13 protein-coding genes and 1 pseudogene are annotated in these 16,531 nt (G+C 67.5%); 5 read left to right on the top strand and 9 right to left on the bottom strand.

What is annotated here, in order from left to right; genetic code table 11:
• Positions 1 to 210 precede the first annotated feature (210 nt).
• Together Bsp3421_RS13390 and Bsp3421_RS13385 are read right to left on the bottom strand one after the other, a co-directional pair.
• Positions 211 to 960, bottom strand: coding sequence for an SDR family NAD(P)-dependent oxidoreductase (locus tag Bsp3421_RS13390; protein ID WP_273996431.1), 750 nt, complete (start codon positions 958 to 960; stop codon positions 211 to 213).
• A gap of 23 nt (positions 961 to 983) precedes the next feature.
• Entirely contained in the window at positions 984 to 1,859 is an 876-nt protein-coding gene (locus tag Bsp3421_RS13385; RefSeq protein WP_273996430.1) for a MaoC/PaaZ C-terminal domain-containing protein, read from the bottom strand.
• 243 nt (positions 1,860 to 2,102) lie between these two features.
• On the opposite strand from Bsp3421_RS13385, the gene Bsp3421_RS13380 reads away from it, so the two are divergent.
• From Bsp3421_RS13380 to Bsp3421_RS13370, 3 genes are all read left to right on the top strand, one after another.
• Positions 2,103 to 3,254 carry an acyl-CoA dehydrogenase family protein gene (locus tag Bsp3421_RS13380; protein WP_273996429.1) on the top strand — a complete coding sequence of 384 codons (1,152 nt, stop codon included), beginning with the start codon at positions 2,103 to 2,105 and terminating at the stop codon, positions 3,252 to 3,254.
• A gap of 381 nt (positions 3,255 to 3,635) precedes the next feature.
• Positions 3,636 to 4,505: an IclR family transcriptional regulator gene (locus tag Bsp3421_RS13375; RefSeq protein ID WP_273996427.1), complete on the top strand. Its 870-nt coding sequence runs from the start codon at positions 3,636 to 3,638 to the stop codon at positions 4,503 to 4,505.
• Between the two features lie 33 nt (positions 4,506 to 4,538).
• The gene (locus Bsp3421_RS13370; protein WP_273996426.1) at positions 4,539 to 5,300 is read left to right on the top strand and encodes an IclR family transcriptional regulator; all 762 of its coding nucleotides are present in this window, start codon (positions 4,539 to 4,541) and stop codon (positions 5,298 to 5,300) included.
• 106 nt (positions 5,301 to 5,406) lie between these two features.
• Here the strand turns inward: Bsp3421_RS13370 and Bsp3421_RS13365 are convergent, their stop codons facing one another.
• The 4 genes and pseudogenes from Bsp3421_RS13365 to Bsp3421_RS13350 form a co-directional block, all read right to left on the bottom strand.
• Positions 5,407 to 6,258, bottom strand: a complete 852-nt coding sequence (locus tag Bsp3421_RS13365) for an HpcH/HpaI aldolase/citrate lyase family protein (RefSeq protein ID WP_273996425.1) — start codon at positions 6,256 to 6,258, stop codon at positions 5,407 to 5,409.
• Between the two features lie 3 nt (positions 6,259 to 6,261).
• Positions 6,262 to 7,452 carry a CaiB/BaiF CoA transferase family protein gene (locus Bsp3421_RS13360; RefSeq protein ID WP_273996424.1) on the bottom strand — a complete coding sequence of 397 codons (1,191 nt, stop codon included), beginning with the start codon at positions 7,450 to 7,452 and terminating at the stop codon, positions 6,262 to 6,264.
• A gap of 8 nt (positions 7,453 to 7,460) precedes the next feature.
• Complete coding sequence (locus tag Bsp3421_RS13355; protein ID WP_273996423.1) at positions 7,461 to 8,312, bottom strand: acyl-CoA dehydrogenase; 852 nt, start codon at positions 8,310 to 8,312, stop codon at positions 7,461 to 7,463.
• 69 nt (positions 8,313 to 8,381) lie between these two features.
• Positions 8,382 to 9,554, bottom strand: a pseudogene (locus Bsp3421_RS13350) (acyl-CoA dehydrogenase family protein).
• A gap of 110 nt (positions 9,555 to 9,664) precedes the next feature.
• Here Bsp3421_RS13350 and Bsp3421_RS13345 point away from each other — a divergent pair.
• A complete protein-coding gene (locus Bsp3421_RS13345; RefSeq protein ID WP_273996422.1) occupies positions 9,665 to 10,594 on the top strand; it encodes a LysR substrate-binding domain-containing protein in 930 nt (309 codons plus the stop codon).
• A 397-nt stretch (positions 10,595 to 10,991) separates the two neighbouring features.
• Here the strand turns inward: Bsp3421_RS13345 and Bsp3421_RS13340 are convergent, their stop codons facing one another.
• Both Bsp3421_RS13340 and Bsp3421_RS13335 read right to left on the bottom strand, forming a co-directional pair.
• Complete coding sequence (locus Bsp3421_RS13340) at positions 10,992 to 12,866, bottom strand: alkaline phosphatase family protein (RefSeq protein ID WP_273996421.1); 1,875 nt, start codon at positions 12,864 to 12,866, stop codon at positions 10,992 to 10,994.
• 513 nt (positions 12,867 to 13,379) lie between these two features.
• On the bottom strand, positions 13,380 to 14,972 hold the full coding sequence (locus Bsp3421_RS13335; protein ID WP_273996420.1) for a S53 family peptidase: 1,593 nt from the start codon (positions 14,970 to 14,972) through the stop codon (positions 13,380 to 13,382).
• On the opposite strand from Bsp3421_RS13335, the gene Bsp3421_RS13330 reads away from it, so the two are divergent.
• Positions 14,971 to 15,126 carry a hypothetical protein gene (locus Bsp3421_RS13330; protein ID WP_273996419.1) on the top strand — a complete coding sequence of 52 codons (156 nt, stop codon included), beginning with the start codon at positions 14,971 to 14,973 and terminating at the stop codon, positions 15,124 to 15,126. The two genes, Bsp3421_RS13335 and Bsp3421_RS13330, sit on opposite strands and share 2 nt — an antisense overlap.
• Before the next feature lie 643 nt (positions 15,127 to 15,769).
• Here the strand turns inward: Bsp3421_RS13330 and Bsp3421_RS13325 are convergent.
• Positions 15,770 to 16,531, bottom strand: coding sequence for a class I SAM-dependent methyltransferase (locus Bsp3421_RS13325; protein WP_273996418.1), 762 nt, complete (start codon positions 16,529 to 16,531; stop codon positions 15,770 to 15,772).

Raw genomic sequence — 16,531 nt, 5'->3', positions numbered from 1 at the left:
ATCGTGGAGGCTTCCGCGCCGCCGCGTGACCGGGATATCCGCGGGTCGAGCGTGGAGCGGCAGCGTCGGGATTGCGCCCTGGCATCGATCTTGGCCCCCGGCGTTCGTTTGCGCATTCATCGATCGGGCTCGGCTTCCTGGATGCCGTCTATCGCCAGCCCGCGCTTGTTTCGCGACGGCGGTTGTCGTTCCTGCGACGTCGGTACAGGATCAACCGTAGCGCCCGCCCGTGACGTGCAGCACTTCGCCGCTGATGAAGCCGGCGCGCTCGCTGGCGAGGAAGGCCACGGCGTCGGCGACGTCTTCCGGGCGACCGGCGCGCTTGATCGGCTGGGCGGCCAGCGCGCGCGCCTTGATCGCCTCGTAGGTCGGGAGCGCCTGCACCATTTCCGTTTCCATGAAGCCGGGCGCGACGCAGTTCGAGGTGATGCCGTAGCGGCCTTCCTCCAGCGACAGCGCCTTGGCCATGCCGATCAGGCCGGCCTTGGCGGCGGCGTAGTTGGCCTGCGTGGGGTTGCCCAGGTAGGCGCGCGAGCTGATGTTGATCAGTCGTCCCCAGCCCTGCTCGATGAAGTGCGGCATGACGGCCCGGGCGGCCAGGAACGCGCCCTTGAGCATCACGTCGATGACGAAATCCCAATCGTCCTCGCTCATCTTCACCAGGTACGTGTCGCGCGGCGCGCCCGCATTGTTCACGAGAATGTGCACGCCGCCGAATTCCGCGACCGTTTCGTCGACGAGGCGTCGCACGTCGGCTTCGCGCGTGATGTCGCCCACGATGCAGTGCGCGGCGAGGCCGTCGTCCCGCAGCGCCTTGGCCGTGGCTTGCGCGAGTTCGGCATTGATGTCGGTGACGACGACGTGCGCGCCTTCCTGCGCGAGCCGGCGCGCCGTGGCCGCGCCGAGGCCGCGCGCGGAGCCGGTGACGATGGCGACCTTGCCGGTCAAACCCAGATCCATGCGTATCTCCTGAAAAGAACCGTTCAGCGCAGGTCGACCCGCGCGTTGTTCACTACCACCACGTTGCGTTCGACGGCGGTGACGCGCAGCGAAACCGCGCGGCCGTCGACCCACATCTCGGTGCGCAGCGTGTCGCCGGGCCAGGCCGGCGCGGTAAAGCGCACGCGCATGCCCGCGAAATGCTCGTCGTCGTAGTCGAGCACCGTGCGCAGCACCGCGTGCGCGGCTATGCCCATCAGCGCCATGCCGTGCAGGATCGGGCGCGGAAAGCCCGCCGACGCGGCCACGGCGGGGTCGGCGTGCAGCGGATTGAGATCGCCGCTCAGGCGGTAGATCAGCGCCAGTTGCGCGGGCGTGCGCAGCTCGCACACGCGATCGGGCGGGCCGTCGGGCATGGCGTGAGGCGTCGGCGGCGCGCCGGCGCCGCCGCCTGTGTCGAAACCGCCGTCGCCGCGCAACAGGCTCAGTTGCACCACGGTGGCAAGCAGGCGGCCCGTGTCGGCATCGGTGACGTCGCGCGTCTGCTGGAGAAGCGCGCCGGTGTTTTCTCCTTTGTCCCACAGGCCGGTGATGCGCGTCGCGCCCGTGACGCGGCCGCTGGCCGGCAAGGGCGCGTGCAGCCGGATCTCCTGCCCGGCGTGCAGGATCCGCTGCCAGGTGATGCCCGTGTCCGGCTCGCGCGCCCAGAAACCCGGGTAGGCGAGCACGTTCGCCATGGTCGGCAGCGCGCGCAGCGATCGACCGTCCTCGCCTTCGTAGACGTAGCGCAGTTGCCTCGCGTCGAGCGGGTCGGTTCCCAGCCCCAGGCCGAGCGCGTACAACTGCGTATCGCGCAGCGAATACGCATGCTCGATGGGGGCAAAGGGGCGGGCCAGCAGCGAATCGGCTTGGAGCGGCATGGCGTACGTGACGGCAGTGGACCCGGCTCGTACGATGCAACCGCGCCGGGCATGCCGTCAACGGATGGGCGCACAGTGTTCCGTACCTTGGCAGCAGCCGGGGCGGGTCGGGCCGCGCCGTCGCCAATACCCGCCGCGTCGGCGCGTTTTCATCTTCCGGAACGTTCTCCGCGAGGCGGTTGTTTCGCGCCGGCGGCCGGCGCACTATTGCGTCGATTCCACTCTCTTTCAAGGCGCGTCGACATGATTCGCGATCCGGAAACGCTCAATGGCCTGCTCGACTCCATCGCTCGATTCGTTCGCGAGCGCCTCCTGCCCAACGAGGCGCAGGTCGCCGAAACCGACGAGATTCCCGAGGAGATCGTCGCCGACATGAAGGCGATGGGCCTGTTCGGCCTCACCATTCCCGAGCGCTTCGGCGGCCTCGATCTGACCATGGAGGAAGAGGTGCTCGCGGTGTTCGAACTGTGCCGCGCGTCGCCGGTGTTTCGCTCGGTGCTCGGCACGACGGTCGGCATCGGCTCGCAGGGCATCGTGCTCGACGGTACGCCCGAACAGCAGGCGCAGTACCTGCCGCGCCTCGCGACCGGCGAACTGATCGCGTCCTTCGCGCTGACCGAACCGGAAGCCGGCTCCGATGCGGCCTCGCTGCGCACCACGGCGCTTCGGGACGGCGACGACTACGTGGTCAACGGCACCAAGCGTTTCATCACGAACGCGCCGCATGCGGGCATCTTCACGTTGATGGCCCGCACCAATCCGCAAGACAAGGGCGCGGGCGGCATCTCGGCCTTCATCGTCGACGCCGGGACGCCCGGTATCAGCTTCGGCAAACGCGACCGGAAGATGGGGCAGCAAGGCGCGCATACCTGTGACGTGATCTTCGAGAACGTGCGCGTGCCGGCCGCCAACCTGATCGGCGGAAAGGAGGGGCAGGGCTTCAAGACGGCGATGAAGGTGCTGGACAAGGGCCGCATCCATATCGCCGCGGTGTGCGTGGCCGTGGCCGAGCGCATGCTGTCGATGGCGTTGACCTATGCGCTGGAGCGCAGGCAGTTCGGCAAGCCCATCGCCGAGTTCCAGCTCGTGCAGGCCATGCTGGCCGACAGCAAGGCCGAGATCTACGCGGCCCGCTGCATGGTGGTGGACGCCGCGCGCCGACGCGACGCCCGGCAGCCCGTCGGCACCGAGGCGTCGTGCGCGAAGCTGTTCGCGTCCGAGATGTGCGGCCGCGTGGCCGACCGTGCGGTGCAGATCTTCGGCGGCGCGGGCTACATGGCCGAATACGCGATCGAGCGCTTCTACCGCGATGTGCGCCTGTTCCGCATCTACGAAGGGACGAGCCAGATCCAGCAGCTGGTCATCGCCCGCAACATGATCCGCGATGCGCAGTGACGCGCCGGGGCGTCGAGGCGGCGGCCGAGGCGGGCGCCGTTGCCCGTGGCGCCGGACGGCGGCCGCTCCTCGTCATGCGCTTCGCGCAAGCGATGTCCTGTTCCGTACATTGACCTGTTCCGGCGCAGCCGTTCCGCCAGGAAACGATCGGGAGCCGGCTGTCTCCCGCCCTGGGTGCGTCATTTCCATGCCCGCAGCGTTTCCAGAGTACGGAACAACCTGGCGCGACCATTGACTCGCTGGCGGTTGGCCCGTGTAATGCGAGGCATCGGACGTACTCATCCCATGCGTGCCGCCATGTCGCGCGGCGCGCCGCGGCGGCGGCCCGGAGCCGGGTTCAGCGCCGCGTTCACAGCCGAATCGAGGCAAACGGAGCAATCGATGCCGCCGCATGCACACCGGGCAACGCCGTCCCTGCCGGCGCAGCAGGACGCGAGGGGGCGCGATGCGCCGGATGCCGGCGGCGAGCGGGCGGAAGACGGGCCCGCATCGCAGGCGATGGTCGTTCCGCTGGCGCGGAGTCTCGCGATCCTGGCCGCGTTTTCGCCGCATGAGCCATGGCTCGGCAATCAGGACCTCGTGCTCGAAACGGGCATCCCCGCGCCGACGATCACGCGGATGGCGCGTTCGCTCGTCGCGCTCGGCTACCTGCATTATTCGCCGCAGCGCCGCCGGTATCGGCTGGCCGCCCCCGTGCTGTCGCTCGGCTACGCCGCGATCGCGCATGCCAACGTCCCGCTGCTCGGGCGGCTCGACATGCAGGCGTTCGCGAACGCGAGCGAAACCTATGTGATGCTCGGTACGCGGGATCGCCTCGACGTGATCGTTCTGGACACGTGCGCGAGCGAACCGGCGTCGGTCGATCTCAAGCTGGACGCGGGCACACGTCTGCGCATCGCGTCGTCGCCGATGGGCTGGGCCCTGCTGGCGGCCTTGCCGGAACTCGAACGCTTCTACCTGCTCGGCAACATCGAACGCAAGGCGGGACGCGACTGGCCCGGCCAGCGCCGCCGGATCAGCGGGGGTATTGCCCAGGTGCATGACGTCGGCTATTGCATGTCGCTCGGCGAATGGGAGCCGGACCTGACGATTCTCGCCGTTCCGCTGCGGGTTCAGGATCACGCGCCGCTCGTGCTGGCCTGTATCGGACGCAGCGCGAGGCTGGGGCGCGCGCGGGTCGAGCGGGAACTCGGGCCCAGGCTGGTCGCGGCCGCGCGGCATGTCCAGGCGCAGTCCGCCGTCATCGACTGACGCGCACATGGGCGAGACCGACAGGCAAGCAGCATGACGCTGACCATCGAACGCGGGCTCGACGTGCTCCACGCATTTCGCGGGGCCCGCACGCCGCTGTCCAATGCGGAACTGGTGCGGCGCACCGGTTTGTCGAAGGCGACGGTGTCCCGCCTGACGACGACCCTGATCTCGATCGGCTATCTGCGCAGGGTGGGCGGCGGGCGCTTGTTCGAACTCGGCGCCGGCGCATTGCGCATCGGACATGCGTATCTGGAAGCGAATCCCGTCACGCGCCTGGTCACGCCCGTGATGCAGCAGCTTGCCGACAAGCTGAGCTTCTCGGTTGCGTTGGCGGTGCCGCACCGGCTCGACATGGTGTATATCGCGTCGCGCGCGGGCGCCAGGATCGCCACGCTGCGGCTTGGCGTCGGTTCGCTGTTGCCGATCGCGTCGACCGCGGTCGGGCGCGCCTATCTGTATGGGCTGCCGGGCGAGGCGCGCGCGCCGTTGGTGGCCGAGCTGCTCGACGCGGCCGGAGACGAGGCGGACAGGGTTCGCGAGAACCTCGAGGCGGCGTTCGAGGATCTGCGGCGGTCGGGCGTATGCATGTCGGTCGGCGGCTATCAGCGCGACGCCTACGGCATTGCATTGCCGATCGTGATCGGCCGCACGCGCACGTTGATGGCGCTGAATTGCGGTGCGGTGGAGCCGGAGCCGGATGTGGCGGCGATCCGCGCGCGCGTGATTCCCGAGTTGAAGGCGATGGCGGAAACCCTGTCCTTCATCTTGCGCGACGTCGACTGCGCGCTTTGATGCCGGGACATGCCGGGTTCACTCGGGATTGACCGGGTCGCGTAGCGCGCACCCGGCGCGGATTCGCGCTCGGCGGCGGCTGCGGCGAGGCCGACCCGGCCGGCGCTCAGGCCCGTGCGCCGGCCACGATCGTCTCGGCCAGGCGGATGACGGGCAGGTCGACCATGCGTCCGTCGAGGCTGAACGCCGCGCCGCCGTGCCGCGCGGCTTCCTCGATCACGCGGTGCGCCCAGGCCTGCTCGTCCGCCGAATAGCCCATGACCTCGTTGACGCCGGCGACCTGCGCCGGGTGGATGCACAGCTTGCCGCCGAACCCGAACGCGCGGGCGCGCCGGGCGTCGGCCGCGAGACGCTCGGCGTCGTCGGTGCGGGTGGTCACGCCGTCGATCGGCGCGGGCAGGCGGGCGCGCCGTGAGGCGGCCACCAGCGCGTTGCGCGCGAAGGCCAGCTCCGCTTCGTCCGGCGAGGCGCGCATGCCCAGGTCGAGCTGGAAATCGAGGTGGCCGAAGGCGAGGCGCGCCACCTGCGGGTCGCGCGCGAGCGTGTCGGCCGCGTCCAGCCCGGCCAGCGATTCGACCAACGCCACGAGCCGCGCGTGCGCCCCAAGCTGTTCCGCGACGCGGCGCAGCGCGTGCGCGTCTTCGGACTTGGGCAGCATCACTGTGACGCCGTGCATTGTCCAGTCGCGCAGCAGCGCGAGGTCCGCCGCGTGCCAGGCGGTGTCGACGGCATTCACGCGCACGAGCGTGCGCCAGCGTTGTCCGGAGGTCAGCCGCGGCAGGTGCTGCGCGAGCTGCGCGCGTGCGCGGTCCTTGCCGTCCGCGGCGACGGCATCCTCGAGATCGATGATGACGCAGTCGGCCGCCGATTCGAGCGCCTTGGCGAAACGCTCGGGCCGGTTGGCCGGCACGAACAGCAGGCTGCGTGCGTGAAGGACGGGAGAGCGGGCGGTGGACATGGTTCAGATGACGCCTGCGGCGCGCAATCGTTCGATATCGGCCTCGCTGCGCCCGAGTTCGCGGAGGATCTGCGCGGTGTGCCCGCCCAGCGCGGGGACAGGGTCCATGCGCGCATCGAAGCTGTCGACCGTGGCGGGCGGCAGCAGCGCGCGCAGCTCGCCGGCGGGCGAATCAATGGTGCGAAAGCGCCGGCGGGCCTGGAGTTGCGGATGGGACCAGAGATCGCCGACCTGATTGACGGCGGCATTGGCGATCTGCGCGTCGTCCAGGCGCGCGATCACCTCCTGCGCGGTGAGGTCGGCGAACGTCTGTTCGATCACGGCTTGCAGCTCGGCGCGGTGTTCCGAGCGGCGCACGTTGGCGTCGAAGCGCGGATCGGTCGCCAACGCGGGGTTGCGCAACACGGTGTCGCAGAACGCCTTCCACTCGCGTTCGTTCTGCAGGCCCAGCATCACCACCCGGCCGTCGCCCGCCTTGAACGGGCCGTAAGGGTAGATGGTGGCGTGCGCCGCGCCGTTGCGGCCCGGGGGCGGCTGGCCGTCGTATGCGTAGTACAAGGGAAAGCCCATCCATTCGCCCAGCGCTTCGAGCATGGAGATCTCGACGTGCGAGCCCACGCCGGTGAGGCCGCGTTGCAGCAGCGCGCTGAGGATGCCGGTGTACGCATACATGCCGGCCGCGATGTCCGCGATCGAATTGCCGGCCTTGCTGGGCTCGTCGGGCGTGCCCGTGACCGACAGGAACGCCGCTTCGCTCTGGATCAGCAGGTCGTAGGCTTTCTTGTCGCGATAGGGGCCGTCGGCGCCGTAGCCCGAGATGTCGCAGACGATGAGCCGGGGATGCTTCGCGTGCAGCGCCTCGAACGACAGGCCCATGCGCGCGGCCGCGCCGGGCGCGAGGTTCTGCACGAGCACGTCTGCCTGGGCCGTGAGCTCGCCGAGCACGGCCTGGGCGGCGGGCTGTTTCAGATCCAGCGTGAGGCTTTCCTTCGAGCGGTTGGTCCAGACGAAGTGCGAGGCGAGGCCGCGCGTGCGGTGATCGTAGGCGCGCGCGAAGTCGCCCACGCCCGGGCGCTCCACCTTGATCACGCGCGCGCCCAGGTCGGCGAGCTGGCGGGTGCAGAAAGGCGCGGCGATCGCGTGTTCGAGCGTGACGACGGTCATTCCGCTCAGGGGGCCGGGTCGAGCTTGCATGGTCGGTGCTACTCCAGTTCGGCGCTGGCCTGCATGGCCAGCTGGCCCTGCGGGCCGCATGCCCACAAGCGGGCGGTGTGTGTCTCGAGCGCGCCGTTCACCGTGAACGGCGCGGTGTCGAACAAGGGGCTGACCGCCTTGAACGCGAAGCTGCGAATGGTTCGGTCGGGGTGCGCGCGGCGCAGCGCTTCCAGCAGCAGCGTGGCGATCAGCGGACCGTGCACCACGAGGCCCGGATAGCCTTCCTCCTGCGTCGCGTACGGCCGGTCGTAGTGGATCCGGTGGCCGTTGAAGGTCAGCGCCGAAAAACGCATCAGCAACACCGGATCGGGCGTGATGACGTGCGAGTATTGCGCGTCGTCCGGCGCGGGCCGCGGAGGCGGCGCGTCCGCCGCGGCGGGAGGCGGTGCGTCGCGATACACGATGTCCTGTTCTTCGCGGATGGCCACGCCTTGCGCGTCGCCGACCTCGTGCCGCACGGTCACGAAGACCAACCGGCCGCTGCGGCCCGACCTGCTCTTCACGTTCGTGATCGTGGAGCGTCGTTCGGCCGGCGCATCCATGTCCAGCGGGCGCAGGAACGCGAGCCGTCCGCCGGCCCACATGCGGCGCGGCAGCGTGACGGGCGGCAGGAAGCCGCCGCGCTGCGGATGACCGTCGACGCCGAGGTGGGACTGGCGCTCGCCCGGGAGAAAATACAGCCAGTGCCACAGCGGCGGCAGGGTCGCGGGCGGCGTGGCGTCCTGCGCGTAGTCCAGCGTGGCCTGCATGAGGCGGACAGGGGATGGCGTGATCCGGTCCGCGCGCGTTTCGCAGCGACCGATCCAGGCATCGAAGGAATCGGGATTGTCGAGACTCATGTCGTTTCGCTCATCGATGAGGGCAGGCGTCGGGCGTGTCGCGGGCGCTTGCGGTCGCCCTTGCCGCGCTCAATAGGAGCGGGGCAACTCCAGCACGTGCTCGGCCACATGCCCCAGGATCATGTTGGTGGAGATCGGCGCGACCTGGTACAGACGCGTCTCGCGGAATTTGCGCTCCACGTCGTATTCGCAGGCGAAACCGAAGCCGCCGTGCGTTTGCAGGCAGGCATTGGCGGCTTCCTAGCTGGCCTTGGCGGCCAGGTACTTGGCCATGTTGGCCTCGACCCCTGCGTTCTGCCGGGCGTCGATCTTCTCGCACGCGCGCCAGCGCATCAGGTTCGCGGCCTCCAGCTCGATGAACGATTCGGCCAGCGGAAACTGGATGCCCTGGTTCTGCCCGATCGGGCGGCCGAACACCTTGCGCTCGACCGCGTAGTCGCGCGCCTTTTCCAGGAACCAGTAGCCGTCGCCGATGCACTCGGCCGCGATCAGCGTGCGCTCGGCGTTCAGTCCTTCGAAGATCACCTTCAGGCCCTTGCCTTCGGCGCCCAGCAGCGCGTCCTCCGGCAACTCCAGGTTGTCGAAGAACAACTCGTTGGTCTCGTGGTTGACCATGTTGAGGATGGGCCGCACCGTGAGGCCATTGCCGATCGCCTGCTCCAGCTCGACGATGAAACACGACAGGCCGTCGCTCTTCTTCCGCACCTGATCGAGCGGCGTGGTGCGCGCGAGCAGGATCAGCAGATCGCTGTGCCGGACCCGCGAGATCCAGACTTTCTGGCCGTTGACGACCCACCGGCCGTCTTTCCTGACGGCCGTGGTCGTGAGCCTGGTGGTGTCGCTGCCCGTGGTGGGCTCGGTCACGCCCATCGACTGCACGCGCAGCTCGCCCGACGCGATGCGGGGCAGATAGCGCGCCTTCTGCGCATCGGTGCCGCTGAACACGATGGTGTTCATCACGTACATCTGGCCGTGGCACGCGCCCGAATTGCCGCCGGCGCGGTTGATCTCTTCCATGATGACCGACGCTTCGGCCATCGACAGGCCCGGGCCGCCGTAGTCCTGCGGGATCAGCGCGGCCAGCCAGCCGGCCTCGGTGAGCGCGGTGACGAACGCCTCGGGGTAGCCGCGTTCCTCGTCGATCTTGCGATGGTATTCGGGCGGAAATTGACGACACAGGCCGCGCACGGCGTCGCGGATCTCCTGATAGGCGTCGGGGGCGGAAAAAATGGAGGCGCTCATGAACCCTGTCTCGTCATTGGCGGGGATGGTCCATAATAAGTATTGATGGATGTCTGAAAAAATAGAATTTCCTGATCGATGTATCAGTTTTCGGTATCGAGGTATCCGCGATGGATCTCAAGCAACTGCGCGCCTTCGTCACCGTGGCCGAGACCGGCAACGTCACGCGTGCCGCCGCCCTGTTGAATCTCGTGCAGCCCGCCGTGTCGCGCCAGTTGCGCCTGCTGGAGGACGACATGGGGACGGAGCTGTTCGAGCGCGGCCGCCACGGCATGCAGCTCACGCCGTCGGGCAAGACCATGCTCGAATACGCGCGCCGCATCCTCAACGAGGTGGCGCGCGCCAAGGCCGAGATCCAGCCCACCGAGGGGCCGGTGGCGGGCATCGTCAGCATCGGCCTGCTGGCCAGCACGTCGGACCTGCTGGCCACGCGGCTGGCGGGCGAGGTCGCGCGACGCTATCCGCACATCCGCCTGCGGCTCACGATCGGCTATGCCGGGCATCTGCAGGACTGGCTCGAAGCAGGGGATGTCGACGCCGCGCTGCTGTACGGGCAGAAGGAGACGCCCGCGTTGCACGTCAAGGCGCTGATCGAGGAAAGCCTGTGGGCCGTGGCGGCGCCGTCCGCCGGGCTGTCGCGCAAGCGGCCGCTCGCGCTTGCGCGCGTCGCGAGCGAGCCGTTCATCTTGCCCGCCGCGCCACAGGGCCTGCGCGCCGCGATCGAGCACGCCGTGGCCGAGGCGGGGCTGACCTTGCGGGTGTTCGCCGAGACCAATGCGTTGAGCGTGCAGAAGGAACTCGTCGCGCAAGGCCACGGCTGGACGATCCTGCCGGCCGTGGGCGTGACGCAGGAGGTCGAGCGCGGCGTACTGAGCGCGGCGCCGCTGGCGCCCCCGGGCGTGCGGCGCACGATCGTGCTGGCGGCGCCCAGCAGCCGACAGGCCACGGCGCCCGTGCGCTGCGTGGTCGGCGTGCTGCTCGACTGCGTGAAGCACACGTTCGAAGCGGGCTGCTGGCCCGATGCGCGCTGGCTCGGTTAGGCGATGGTCCGACCGCCGGGCCGCGACGGTTCGCGCATCGGGGCGGTTCCGCGTGCGGACGGACGCTTGCCGGAGCGAAGCGTGGCGCGATGCGCTGGTCCGACGTGCATCGGATCGAGCGGACGATGTGCGGGGCGCGTGACGGTCCGGTGTCCGGATGCGTGTCGCGCGAGGCTTTTCCGTGGAGGCGTCGCGCGCGTGACGGCTTTCGATATGTCAGTGCGTCGACGAGCAGCGAGAAGGTGGACGACGCGTGGCGTCGATTCGCCTCGTAGCGGCGGCAGCCCTCGAACGTCTTGCGCCAGGGCGTCAGCACCTGAAGGCTCGAACTGAACGCGGGCGCTCGACCCGGTTCAGTTCGGCCCGGATGCGCGGGAGGCGCCGGGCGGCAAGCGGCTCAGAACGTCCAGGCATACCCCGCCGCCGACTGCGGGCCGAAGACCTGGCATGGGCTGTTGCCCGCGCTCAATACCAGCGAATCCGAGAGCGTGGTCCCCGCGGCCACGGTGTAGTGATACACCTTCTGGGCCGGGGTCAGCGCGTTGGCATAGACGATGAAGGTCGATGTCGCGGCCGATTTCGAGTTGTCGAAGTTCAGCGTGATCGAGGTGCCGCTCCGGCTGGCCGTGACCTTGTAGTTGTAGGGCAGCGGGGCGGCCGGCCGCGTACCGGCGCCGACGCCCGGCGAGAACGTGCTGGCGTCCGTGTAGGGATAGGGCGCGTACACCGAGTTGGGCCCGTTGCTCGGCTCCGTGATCTTCCAGCCGGTGACGTCGGTGTCGCTCGGCGTGTTGCTCGGCGACGCGAGGTTGAGCGTCTCCGTCAGGTCGCCGCACACGGCGCGACGCCAGGCCGAGATGTTCGCGCACTGGACCGCGCTCGCCGGATATCCCTTCGCCGCGAGCCAGGTTTCGAGGAAGCGGACGATCGACGTATGGTCGGACAGCCGCGATGCGACGCGGCCGCCCTTGCTCCACGGCGACACGACGATCATCGGCACGCGCGGCCCGAGGCCGATCGGCTCCGATCCGTAGGTCTCGTCGCCGAGATCGATGGGTGCGCCGCCCGCGGTCGTCAGGTTGTGCTTGCCGTAGCCGGCGAGCGGCGGAATCGGCGCGGGCACGTGGTCGAAGTAGCCGTCGTTCTCGTCGTAGGTGATGAAGATCGCGCATTTCCCCCAGACGTCCCTGCTGCCGATGATCGTGTTGATCACGCGTTCGGCGAACGTCTCGCCCGCGCTCGACGTGGCGGTCGGATGCTCGCAGTAGGTGTACGGCGCAACGATCCACGATACGGCCGGGAACGTGCTCTTGCCCTGCGCATCCTTGCCTTGCAGGTCGGCCTGCAGGGAGGCGATCAGCGCATCGGCCGAATGCGCGTCGTCGTCGCCGGATTTGCCGGCGTAGCTGCGCGCTTTCGCGATCTTGCCGGCGTCGCCGCCGCGCCGGAAGTTGTTGAAATAGGCGAGCCCGTTGTCGCCGTAGTTGCCGTAGCCCTGGTAGACCTTCCAGCTGACCTTGTTCGCTTCCAGCACGTCGGCGTAGGTCTGCCAGGTCCAGCCGTTCTGGCTGCCGCTGTCCTTCGCGATGTCCGACGTGGTGTTGCTTTCCCACAGATCGTCGTTCTCGACGATGTAGTGCTTCCAGAGCGGGTTGGTGATCGTGCCGCCGCCCGAGGTGCCGGTCCACAGGAACCGGCGGTTCGGATTGGTCGGGCCGAACAGCGAGCAGTGGTAGGCGTCGCAGATCGTGAAGGCGTTCGCGAGCGCGTAGTAGAACGGCAGGTCGGCGGGCTTCAGATAGCCCATCGTCCAGTAGCCCTTTTTCTGCACCCACGCGTTCCAGCTGCTCCAGGTCTGCTGCGATCCCTTCCACGAGTGATCGAGGTTGACGCCCTGGTAATTGACGGGCGTCGAGGTCCCGGGGTTGAGCGGGTAGGGCATCACGTTGGCGACGAGCTTCCCCGACGGGTCCTTGGCCGCATAGCTGCCGGACGACAGGTTCGGCTGATACCAGACCGGCTTGCCGCTCGGCAGCGGCGTCGGGTACGGGTCCGACAGGCCGCGTACGCCGGGCAGCATGCCGAAGTAGTGGTCGAACGAGCGGTTCTCCTGCATGAACACGATGATGTGCTCGATGCCGGCCAGCGTCGTCGGCTGGGTCGTCTGGGCGAGCGCGTTGCGGATCGCGGGGGGCAGCACCGATGCGACGCCGGCCGCCGCCAGCGTGTGGGTGCCCAGCTTCAGGAAGTCGCGGCGTTTTTTTGAGGTCATGGGGAGTCCGACTCGAGTTATCCAGCGATTGCGGGGGACTTCATCGTGCTCGTCGAAGGCACGCAGGACGATAGCCGTGCTGCATGAGACTAAGATGACAACGCGATAGCGAACGCCTGTCGCGTGGCGTATGACGCGGCGGGTGGGATAACTGGAGAGTGTGAAATCAAAAAGCGGGCGTGCCGACAGGATCCGACGGAATCCTGTCCAATTGCGACCGACGGCGGTGCGTGGAACCGACCCGATGGCGCTTGTCGGCGAGGTTGGCTCGGCGGCGCATGCGGCTCGCGCCGTATGGTGTCGCTCCGGGGCGACGCCGGGTGACGATGCGCGAGCGCATCGATGATGGCGACGATTGAAGAGTCGGAAATGATCGACGCTTCGGATTGGCCGGCGATTTTGTTTCGGATTGGGAATCAATGGGCGGCGTCGCGCGAGCCAAGCATCAGGTCCAATGAGATCGCCCCGGGTGACCCGGGGCGATCGACCTCGTGCGCGACGTGCGCGGCTGCTTTACTGCGTCAGCACGTTGATCAGGTTGGCCTGCGGGCTGCCCCAGCCCGTCACGAGGTCGAAGCCGGTCGTGGAGGAGAAGCTGCCGGACTTGCCGCTCGTGATGTCGTGGAAGGTCGACTTATACGTCGTGCTGAGCGCCCCCTTGACCTCGTTGTTCGCGTAGATCACCGGGTTGATGTAGCCGACCGGCGCCTTGCCGTTGTTGGCCGCCTGCTGGTTGGCGAGCGCGATGAAGCCCGCCCACATCGGCGCGGCGAAGCTCGTGCCGCCGTACTCGTTGGCGGTGCAGTCGGTCTGGTCCGAGCACACGTAGAACGTGAAGTTGGCGTTCGCGGCGACGTCCGGCCCGTTGCGCAACGTCTTCGAGCCCTTGTTCGTCGAGGTGATGATGCCGGTGGCCGCCTGCCATGACGGGATCTTGATGCCGTCCGGCGAAATGCCGCCGCCGCTGTCGACCCACGCCGTTTCAGACTTCCAGGCGCCCGCCGCCGAGCCTGTCGTCAGGTCGGTGCCGCCTACTCCCACGACATATGCGTCGTCGGCCGGCCACGCCTCGTTCGACGACGACCACGTCGAGCTGTCGCCCGACGCCGCGAAGAACGTCTGGCCCTGTGCGGCCATCTGCTCGAAGTACGGGTCCAGCGTCGTGTTGTCGGCCGGCGTCCAGCCCCACGAGCAGCCGATGGTCGTCGGCAGCGGGTTGGCGGTCGTCATCGCGCTGATGATCGCGGTGTCGGTGTTGCCGACGTACATGGTCAGGCTGGCGAGCCCGGGGGCCATGCCGAGCGCCTGCGTCATGTCGAGCGTCTGTTCGCCGTCGTCGCAGTTCTGGTCCTCGGTGCACGAGGTGCTGGTGCCGTCGGTCGAGGTCAGCGTGATCGGGACGTTGTTGGTCTGGCCGACGTTGTTGTAGTAGGTGGTCAGGTCGTCGAGATCGGTGCCCTCGTATTCCCACAGCCCCAGGTTCTGGCCGGCGCCCGTCAGCGCCGTGCCGCCGTAGTACGCGGCGCGCATGTCGCTGCCGAGGAACGAGGCCGACGGGCCCGAGCCCGTCGTCGCGCGCGGCGAAACGGCGTCGGCGGTGACGCCGAGCGTCTTCGCGACCGCGCTCCGCTTGACGTACAGCGGATGCGGGATCGAGTAGTTGTCGAGGCCCGAGACGTGCCAGAGCGGTTTTTCGAGCGCGGTGGTCGGTTCGCGGTCCGGGCCGTAGAACGTCCGGTTCTCGGTCGGATGCTGGTAGGTGCGGATCTTCACGTTGAAGGCCTTTTCGACCGAGGCGACCGGGCCCGAGACCTGGATGTCCATGCGGTCGCGATTGCCGCCCACGATCGTCAGGCCGGACTTGACCAGATACTGGGCGGCGGCCTCATAGTCCGCGAGCGTCGGGCCGAATTTCTCCGTGAACTGCTTCGGCGTGATGTAGTGGCGGAAGTTCGGGCTGGCGGGGTTGGTCACGTCGGCCACGAAGGCATCCAGGCCGGCCTTGTCGCGCAGGGGCAGCACGACGTCGAGTTTCATCGTCTGCGTCTCGGCAAGGCTGCTCGTCGCCATCGCCACCTTCGACGCGGCGCGCACGTGATGCGTCATGACCGCCGCGGCCTGCGCCGTCGCCGCGAAGCCGCATGCCATCGCCATGCCGATGGAGAGCGAGATCGCCGTCCTGGCCAGGCCGGATGATTTCCGGGAGAAAACGTTCTTGGTATCGTCGAAACGGTTCATCAGTAGCCACCTCATGAGTTGAGAGCGAATTGTGTTCGCCGCGATATTGGATAATCACTTCTCAAACGGACTACGTTCAGACACCTGATGATGCTTGGTTGTTTTTAAATAAACGCCATGAAGTTCGTGGTGCGAAATGTCATCTGCTGCGCCGCATTAATTTTTTTGACTGGGTAAGTCAATTGAAAAGAAATTGATGCGGTGGCTAGAAGCTAATTGAATTAATTTTGACGATCTACTGCGAAAAATGGTAGGGCGGAATCAGCGGCGTGTAATTTGAGATGCTCTTGAAGACACGTTGTCTTTCAATTCTGTCTGGTTATTTTTTTGTAAGGCGTCGTGGGGATTTTCGCGGGAAATATATTGATTCAGGGGATTGCGGGCTTCAGGCGGGGAAGGGCCGCCGGGGATGTATGACCGCATGCTTACGCAATGACAGTTGGGCTGTAAGCCAGGGGCCGGCGTGACGCGGTGGTCGAGATGGAGAATTCGGCCGCGATGCGGCGCGCGGTACCAGTCGGGTGCGCGATCCGGCGTGGTTTACGCCGGATCGCATGGCGCGCGGGCCGGTGCGGACCTGAGGTGGCTGTGCAGCAATCGGAGGCGCGACGGGGTGATGATGGGCCGAACCGAACCGGCGCGCCGCGCATCCCGGCGAGGCGCAATCAGATCGATTCCAGCACGAAAAATGCATATCCGTAGAAATCGGCGTATTTGGCATAAAGACCGATTTCATTAAAATGATCGTCAAGAATGAATTGCGCTTCCGGATTATCGATAAATGAAATCCGGAGATCGTCGATCTTTCTGCTGAGTGGCGTGTAATACTCGTCCCACCAATCCTCGGGTTTCATAATCAGATCGCCGCGCGCGAAATAATTGCATTCGGCGGCGATTTTCCGCAGGGAATCCATATTTCGCATCGCCGGATACACGGACCAGAAATCGCGCACGGAGGTCGGCGCATCGTTCCTGAGCCAGACAGGTTCCGCGATGGCGAGCATGCCGTTCGGTTTCAGGAGGCATCGCCATTCCCGCAGTGCCCGCTCGAAGCCGATCACGTACGCGGCGCCCTGGCACCAGATCAGGTCGAAGCTCGCGGGCTCGAAGGCGAGGGCGTTCATGTCGCCCCGGACGACGTCGAGGCGTTCGGCGAATCCGCGTGCCGCGGCTTTGCGTTCGAGCGCGCGGAGGAACGGCGCGTGGCAATCGAGCGCCGTGATGCGCGCGTTCGGCAGCAGCGTCGCGAGGTCCACGGTCTGCGCGCCCGTGCCGCAACCGATGTCGAGCACCTTCGCGTCGTCAGGCAGCGGCTGCGCCAGTGTCAGCGCCTGCATGGCGGTGCCCAGGCTGCCGGGCCCTTCGCGCGGAAGGTCGCCGTGCAGCGCGTCGAAAATACGTTGTTGGAGGAGGGTCTGGTTTTCCAC

This window comes from Burkholderia sp. FERM BP-3421 (genome assembly GCF_028657905.1).
GTDB lineage: Bacteria > Pseudomonadota > Gammaproteobacteria > Burkholderiales > Burkholderiaceae > Burkholderia.
This window is presented reverse-complemented; position numbering and strand designations above follow the sequence as displayed.

Coding starts and splice junctions, on each gene's coding strand:
- Bsp3421_RS13330 (WP_273996419.1), top strand. CDS start 14,971: ATGACCGCCGCGGCCTGCGCCGTCGCCGCGAAGCCGCATGCCATCGCC.
- Bsp3421_RS13335 (WP_273996420.1), bottom strand. CDS start 14,972: ATGACGCATCACGTGCGCGCCGCGTCGAAGGTGGCGATGGCGACGAGC.
- Bsp3421_RS13360 (WP_273996424.1), bottom strand. CDS start 7,452: ATGCAAGCTCGACCCGGCCCCCTGAGCGGAATGACCGTCGTCACGCTC.
- Bsp3421_RS13375 (WP_273996427.1), top strand. CDS start 3,636: ATGCCGCCGCATGCACACCGGGCAACGCCGTCCCTGCCGGCGCAGCAG.
- Bsp3421_RS13365 (WP_273996425.1), bottom strand. CDS start 6,258: ATGTCCACCGCCCGCTCTCCCGTCCTTCACGCACGCAGCCTGCTGTTC.
- Bsp3421_RS13340 (WP_273996421.1), bottom strand. CDS start 12,866: ATGACCTCAAAAAAACGCCGCGACTTCCTGAAGCTGGGCACCCACACG.
- Bsp3421_RS13385 (WP_273996430.1), bottom strand. CDS start 1,859: ATGCCGCTCCAAGCCGATTCGCTGCTGGCCCGCCCCTTTGCCCCCATC.
- Bsp3421_RS13370 (WP_273996426.1), top strand. CDS start 4,539: ATGACGCTGACCATCGAACGCGGGCTCGACGTGCTCCACGCATTTCGC.
- Bsp3421_RS13380 (WP_273996429.1), top strand. CDS start 2,103: ATGATTCGCGATCCGGAAACGCTCAATGGCCTGCTCGACTCCATCGCT.
- Bsp3421_RS13390 (WP_273996431.1), bottom strand. CDS start 960: ATGGATCTGGGTTTGACCGGCAAGGTCGCCATCGTCACCGGCTCCGCG.
- Bsp3421_RS13355 (WP_273996423.1), bottom strand. CDS start 8,312: ATGAGTCTCGACAATCCCGATTCCTTCGATGCCTGGATCGGTCGCTGC.
- Bsp3421_RS13345 (WP_273996422.1), top strand. CDS start 9,665: ATGGATCTCAAGCAACTGCGCGCCTTCGTCACCGTGGCCGAGACCGGC.